At 77.7% G+C, this 6,412-nt stretch carries 4 protein-coding genes; 2 read left to right on the top strand and 2 right to left on the bottom strand.

The genetic code is table 11. From position 1 onward, the window contains the following. Positions 1–6: 6 nt before the first annotated feature. Together PV341_RS23820 and PV341_RS23825 are read right to left on the bottom strand one after the other, a co-directional pair. Positions 7–1,548 (bottom strand): DUF5691 domain-containing protein, encoded by a 1,542-nt coding sequence (locus tag PV341_RS23820; RefSeq protein WP_500358926.1) that lies wholly within the window; start codon positions 1,546–1,548, stop codon positions 7–9. Positions 1,549–1,602: 54 nt separating this feature from the next. Further along, on the bottom strand, positions 1,603–2,973 hold the full coding sequence (locus tag PV341_RS23825; protein WP_500358928.1) for an SWIM zinc finger family protein: 1,371 nt from the start codon (positions 2,971–2,973) through the stop codon (positions 1,603–1,605). Between the two features lie 165 nt (positions 2,974–3,138). Between PV341_RS23825 and PV341_RS23830 the strand changes: the two genes are divergently transcribed. After that, positions 3,139–4,227 (top strand): ATP-binding protein, encoded by a 1,089-nt coding sequence (locus PV341_RS23830; RefSeq protein ID WP_500332126.1) that lies wholly within the window; start codon positions 3,139–3,141, stop codon positions 4,225–4,227. 5 nt (positions 4,228–4,232) lie between these two features. Further along, the coding region (locus PV341_RS23835) for a DUF5682 family protein (protein ID WP_500358929.1) at positions 4,233–6,412 on the top strand (2,180 nt) is incomplete at its 3' end.

Below are 6,412 nucleotides of genomic sequence, written 5' to 3' on the forward strand. Positions count from 1 at the left end.
GCCGGCTCAGGCGAGCTCCGCCAGCATCGCGGCCCGCAGGCGCAAGGTGCCGACCAGTCGCTGGAAGGCCTCCGCCCAGTACGCCCCGGCGCCCGGTGAGGTGTCGGCCGACTCGGCCGGCATCGCGGCCAGCGGGGCTGCCCGGTCGGCCTCCGCGGGGTCCATGCACCGTTCGGCCAGGCCCATCACCCCGCTGAAGCTCCACGGGTAGCTGCCCGCGTCCCGCGCGATGTCCAGCGCGTCCACCACCGCCGCCCCCAGCGGCTCGGCCCAGGGCACGGCGCAGACCGCGAGCATCTGGAACGCCTCCGACAGGCCGTGCGCCGCGATGAAGCGGGCCACCCACTCCGCCCGTTCCGGGGCCGGGAGGATCGACAGCAGCTTCGCCGGGTCCCCGACGGGGCTGACCGCCGTCGCGGGCGCCGGGGTGGGCCCCAGCAGGGCGCGTGCCCAGGCCGTGTCCCCCTGGCGCACCGCGGCCCGGCACCACGCCGCGTGCAGATCCGCCTGCCAGTCGTCCGCGACCGGCAGCGCGATGATCTCCTCCGGCGTCCGGCCGGCGAACCGCTCTCGCCACGTGACGAGCGGCGCCGCGTCCACCACCTGGCCGAACCACCACGCCCGCTCTCCGCGCCCGGCGGGCGGTATCGCCACCACGCCGTCGCGCTCCAAGGCCGCGTCGCACTCGTACGGCGCCTCCACCCCGATCCGGCCGCCTCCCGGGTCCCACGCGACGCACGTCCTGGCCCGTGCGGCCATCCGGGCGGCGAGGGCGGAGCCGGGGAGGGCCGACAGCAGTTCCGCGGCGGTGGCCCGCACGTTGCGGCTGCGGTCGGTGAGGGCCTGCTCCAGGAACGGCTCGTCCTGCGGCGACAGGCCCTCGCGGAGCGAGTCCAGGAACATCAGCCGGTCCTCGGCGCGCTCCGCGGCCCATCCCGAGCGCAGCAGCTCCAGCGCCTGCCGCGGATCGCGGGCCCGCAGCCGGGACAGCAAGGCCACCCGTTCGGCGAACAGCCCCTCCTCCCACAGCGTCCGCACGGCGCCCGGGTCACCGGTGTCCGGCACGACGCCCGGCGCCCCGGCGCGCAGCGCGAACCGCCAGTCGGCGTTCAGCTCCGCCAGCCACAGCCCGCGCGGTCCCGCCAGCGCCAGGGCGTCCGGCCGCAGGTCGGTGCGTGCGCGGGCGGCGTCCAGCAGCGCGGGCAGCAGCTCCGGCGGGGCCGCCCAGCCGCGGGCGTTGGCCACGGCGAGCCACTGGGGCAGCAGCTCGGCGAGGTTGGGGGCGGCGCCACGCCGGCTGCCCCCGCCGCCCCCGGCCGAGCGGTCCGCCAGCAGCAGGGACAGGCGCCGTCGCGCCGCCTCGGGCAGCGGCGGCCGCGGGTCGTGGGGCGTCGTGGCCGGCCGTGCCCCCGCCGTTGCAGGCCGTGCTCCGGCGCGGCGCCGTACGACGGCGAGCGCGGCGGAGTCCAGCAGCTCCTCGGGTGCGCCGCCCCTGCGGTCGGTGCCGAGGAGCGCGGTGCCGACCAGGTCGGCCCAGGTCGTCGTCATCGGTCCTCCTTCGTCGTCGTCTCCGTGCGGCCGCCCGCGGGAGCCCGGCCGGGATCACACCGTCAGCGGCACCGGCTCCGCGCCCGCGCCGGCCCAGGCCGTGAACGGCCGGAAGCCCTGGTGGCCGAGCTCGCCGAACACCGTCACCGGGTGGCCGCCGGAGACCGCCGCCAGGCGCCACAGCCCCGCTCCGGCACCGGCGCCGCCCGCCGCGACCGGGACGGCGTCGCTGCCGTCCGCGTCCGCCACCTGCCAGCCCGTCCCGCCCGGTATCGGCACGACGCCGGCGAGCACGACCGGCCAGGCGTCCAGCCACGGGTCGTCGGCCAGGGCCTCCCCGTACGCGCCGAGTGCCGCGGCGACCGGCACGCCCGGCGGCACATGGCCGGGCAGTGGCGTGTCGTGCCGCGGCCCGAGCACCGCCCGCAGCGGACGGGCCCCCGGGTGGAAGGCCAGCTCCGCGTCGAGGCCGAGGCCGACCGGCAGTGCGGGCTCCGGCGCCCGGCCCGCGGCCCCGAAGGACAGCAGCAGCGCGGTACGGCCGGTGGCCTCCCCGTGCAGCCAGGTCCTGCGGGTGGTGAGACGGTCGTCGGCGGTGTCGTGCCGCGCCAGGACCAGCCAGCGGTCCCGCACCGTCGGCCCCGCGAGGAGCTCCGCCGAGTCCACCGTGAAGCCGACCCGGGACCGGACGGTGGCCGCCAGCGGCGCGGGCAGCGCGTCCTGCCGCAGACAGCCTCGGGCCAGCAGATGCAGCAGCGCCGTCCCCTCCAGCAGTCGCGACGGCCAGTCGCCCCCCGACCCCGCCAGCGCGCCCAGCTCGCGCACCCGCGAGGCGAGCCCGGGAGCCTGGGCGTCGACCATGCGGGCGGCCGTCTCGTCCCACCGCCGGTACCCCTCGCGGTCCGCTCCCGCCAGGCCGTCCCGCAGCAGATCCGCCAGCCGTCGCTCCAGCTCCGTTGCGCCGGCGGCCACCCGCCCCGCCCGGCGCTCGGCCCGCCTGCGCGCCGCCTCCGGGTCACCGCCACCGGACGTGCCGCGCCCGCCCGGGGGCGTCCGCTCCTCGCGCGCGCGGCGTGCGTCCAGCCACTCGGTGACCCAGTCGGGCCGGCCGCCCCCGTGTGCGGCCGGCCCGACCTCGCCCCCCGCCCACAGCAGGAGCAGCGCGAGCGCGTGCTTGCACGGGAACTTGCGGCTGGGGCAGCCGCAGCTGAAGGCGGGCCCCGCGGTGTCGACCACCGTCTGGTACGGCGTGCCGCCGCTGCCCGCGCACAGCCCCCACACCGCCGTGCCCGAGGACCCCGTCCCGGACCAGCGGGCGGCCGTCGCCAGCGCCGTCCCGGCCTTGCGCGACGACGCGTCGGGCGCGAGTGCCAGGACCTGGTCGGCGGTCCACCGCTCCGTCCGCTGTCCGTCCATCCCGTCCATGGCCACGACGCTACGGGCAGGCACTGACAAACCGCCCTGAGCTGCGGGTTCCTGACGGCGGGACGGGATTGTCAGTGGGGTGCGCGATGGTGGGAACGCGGACGCCCCGCGGGGGGCTGACGGGGCGTCCGCGCCATCCGCTCCGCGTGAGAACAGGGGAGAACCATGTCCGTGGACACCGCACTCCGGCCGCACGCCGAAGACGCGTTCGCCCATGAGCTCAAGGCTCTCGCGGCGGCCGACGACCGGCCGCGCCCGGCCCGGTGGAACCTGTCGCCGTGGGCGGTCGCCACGTACCTGCTCGGCGGCGAGCTGCCCGACGGCACGGCCGTCAGCCCCAAGTACGTGGGTCCACGGCGGATCGTGGAGGTCGCGGTCAGCACGCTCGCGACCGACCGGGCGCTGCTGCTGCTCGGTGTCCCGGGCACCGCGAAGACCTGGGTCTCCGAACACCTCGCCGCCGCCGTCAGCGGTGACTCCACGCTGCTCGTGCAGGGCACCGCGGGCACGCCCGAGGAGGCCATCCGCTACGGGTGGAACTACGCCCGGCTGCTCACCGACGGGCCGAGCCCGGAGGCCCTGGTCCCGAGCCCGGTCATGCGGGCGATGGCCGAGGGGCGCATCGCCCGCGTGGAGGAGCTGACCCGCGTCCCCGCGGACGTCCAGGACACCCTCATCACCATCCTCTCGGAGAAGACGCTTCCGATACCGGAGCTGGGCACCGAGACCCAGGCGGTGCGCGGGTTCAACCTGATCGCGACCGCCAACGACCGGGACCGCGGCGTCAACGAGCTGTCCAGCGCACTGCGCCGGCGCTTCAACACGGTCGTGCTGCCGCTGCCCGCGACCGTGGAGGAGGAGGTCGACATCGTCAGCCGCCGCGTCGGCCAGCTCGGGCGCTCGCTGGAACTGCCGGCCGCCCCGGAGGGCGCGGACGAGATCCGGCGGGTGGTCACCGTCTTCCGTGAACTGCGCGGCGGAGTCACCGCCGACGGGCGCACGAAGGTGAAGTCCCCCTCCGGCACGCTCTCCACGGCCGAGGCGATCTCCGTGGTGACCAACGGGCTCGCCCTGGCCGCACACTTCGGCGACGGCGTGCTGCGCGCCGGGGACGTCGCCGCCGGGCTGCTCGGCGCGGTGGTCCGCGACCCGGCCGCCGACCGCGTGGTCTGGCAGGAGTACCTGGAGACCGTCGTCCGCGAGCGGGAGGGCTGGAAGGACTTCTACCGCGCCTGCCGAGAGGTGACCCCGTGACCGCCGTGACCGCCGCGGAGGGGGTGGCGCTGCTGGGGGTGCGGCACCACGGCCCCGGGTCGGCGCGCGGCGTGCGGGCCGCGCTCGACCGGCTGCAGCCGGGGATCGTGCTCGTCGAGGGCCCGCCGGAGGCGGACGCGGTGCTGGCGCTCGCCGCCGATCCCGGGATGCGGCCGCCGGTCGCGCTGCTCGCCCACGTCGTCGACGAGCCGTCCCGGGCCGGCTTCTGGCCCTTCGCCGAGTTCTCCCCCGAGTGGGAGGCGATCCGCTGGGCGGCCGGACGCGAGGTGCCGGTGCGCTTCATCGACCTGCCCGCCGCGCACTCGCTCCTGCTCCGCGACGAGCGAGGAGAGGGAGAGGGAGAGGGAAGGGGAGAGGAAGAGGGGGGAGAAGGAGAGGCGGAGGCGGCGCACGCGCGCATCGACCCGCTCGCGGTGCTGGCGCGCACGGCCGGCCACGACGACCCGGAGCGGTGGTGGGAGGACGCCGTCGAGCACCGCGGCCGGGACGGCGAGGGGGGCGGCGACCCGCTGGCCGCGTTCGGGGCGCTCGCCGAGGCCATGGGCGCGCTGCGCGAGACCTACGGTGACGGCGGGCACCCGCAGGACGCGGTGCGCGAGGCCCACATGCGGCTGCGGATACGGGAGGCGCGCCGCGCGCACGCGAGCGTGGCCGTGGTGTGCGGGGCCTGGCACGTGCCCGCGCTCGCCGGGGACGGCCGGGTCACCGCCGACCGGGCCCTGCTCAAGGGCCTGCCCAAGGCGAAGGTGGAGGTCACCTGGGTGCCCTGGACGCACCGCAGGCTCTCCCGGACCAGTGGCTACGGGGCGGGCGTCGACTCCCCCGGCTGGTACCGCCATCTGTTCACCTCGACCGACCGGCCCGTCGCCCGGTGGATGACCAAGGTCGCCGGCCTGCTCCGCGAGGAGGACCTCCCGGTCTCCTCCGCGCACGTCATCGAGGCGGTACGGCTCGCCGGCACCCTCGCGGCCCTGCGCGGCCGTCCGCTGCCCGGGCTCGGCGAGACCACGGACGCGGTACGGGCGGTGATGTGCGACGGATCTGACGTGCCGCTGGCGCTGATCCGGGACCGGCTGGTGGTGGGGGACGTGCTGGGCGAGGTCCCCGAGGGTGCGCCGGCGGTGCCCCTCGCCCGCGACCTGGCGCGTGAGCAGCGCAGGCTGCGGATCAAGCCGGAGGCCCTGGAGAGGGAGGTGGACCTGGACCTGCGCAAGGACACCGACGCCGGACGCAGCCGCCTGCTGCACCGGCTGCGGATGCTCGGCGTCGGCTGGGGCGAGCCGAGCCGGTCCCGCACGGCCGCCACCGGCACCTTCCGCGAGAGCTGGCGGCTGCGCTGGGAGCCGGAGCTCGCGGTGGCGGTCGCGGAGGCCGGGGTGTGGGGCACCACGGTGGAGTCCGCGGCCACCGCCCGGGCCGAGGAAGCGGCGGTGAACGCGGGGGCGCTCGCCGAGGTGACGGGCCTCGCCGAACGCTGCCTGCTCGCTGGGCTGGCCGACGCCCTGCCGACGGTGATGCGGGTGCTCGCCGACCGTGCGGCGCTCGACGTGGACGTCGCGCACCTCGCCCAGGCACTGCCCGCGCTGGTGCGCTCCCTCCGCTACGGCGACGTGCGGGGCACGGACGCGGGGGCGCTGCGCGAGGTCGCCGAGGGGCTCGCGGAGCGCGTCTGCGTCGGGCTCCCGCCCGCGTGCGCGGGGCTCGACGCGGACGGCGCCGCCGAGATGCGCGCTCATGTCACGGAGGTGCAGCGGGCCCTGGTCCTGCTCGGCGACGACGCGCTGCGCGACCGCTGGGCCGGTGTGCTGCGGCGGCTGGCCGTGCGCGACCGCGGCGTACCGGGGCTGCTGCGGGGCAGCGCCGCACGGCTGCTCCTCGACGACGCGCGCCTGGAGCCCGGGGAGGTGGCCCGGCTGATGGGGCTCGCCCTGTCGCACGGCACGGCGCCGCAGGAGGCGGCCGCCTGGGTCGAGGGCTTCCTCGCCGGGGGCGGGATGCTGCTGGTCCACGACGAGCGGCTGCTCGCGCTGGTCGACGGCTGGCTGTCCGGGGTGCCGGCGGCCGCCTTCGACGACGTGCTGCCGCTGCTGCGGCGGACCTTCGGCGGCTTCGACCCGGGGGCGCGGCGCGCGGTGGGGGAGCTGGTGCGGCGCGGCCCGGGAGG

Source organism: Streptomyces sp. PA03-1a (genome assembly GCF_033792805.1).
In the GTDB taxonomy this organism is placed as follows: Bacteria; Actinomycetota; Actinomycetes; order Streptomycetales; family Streptomycetaceae; genus Actinacidiphila.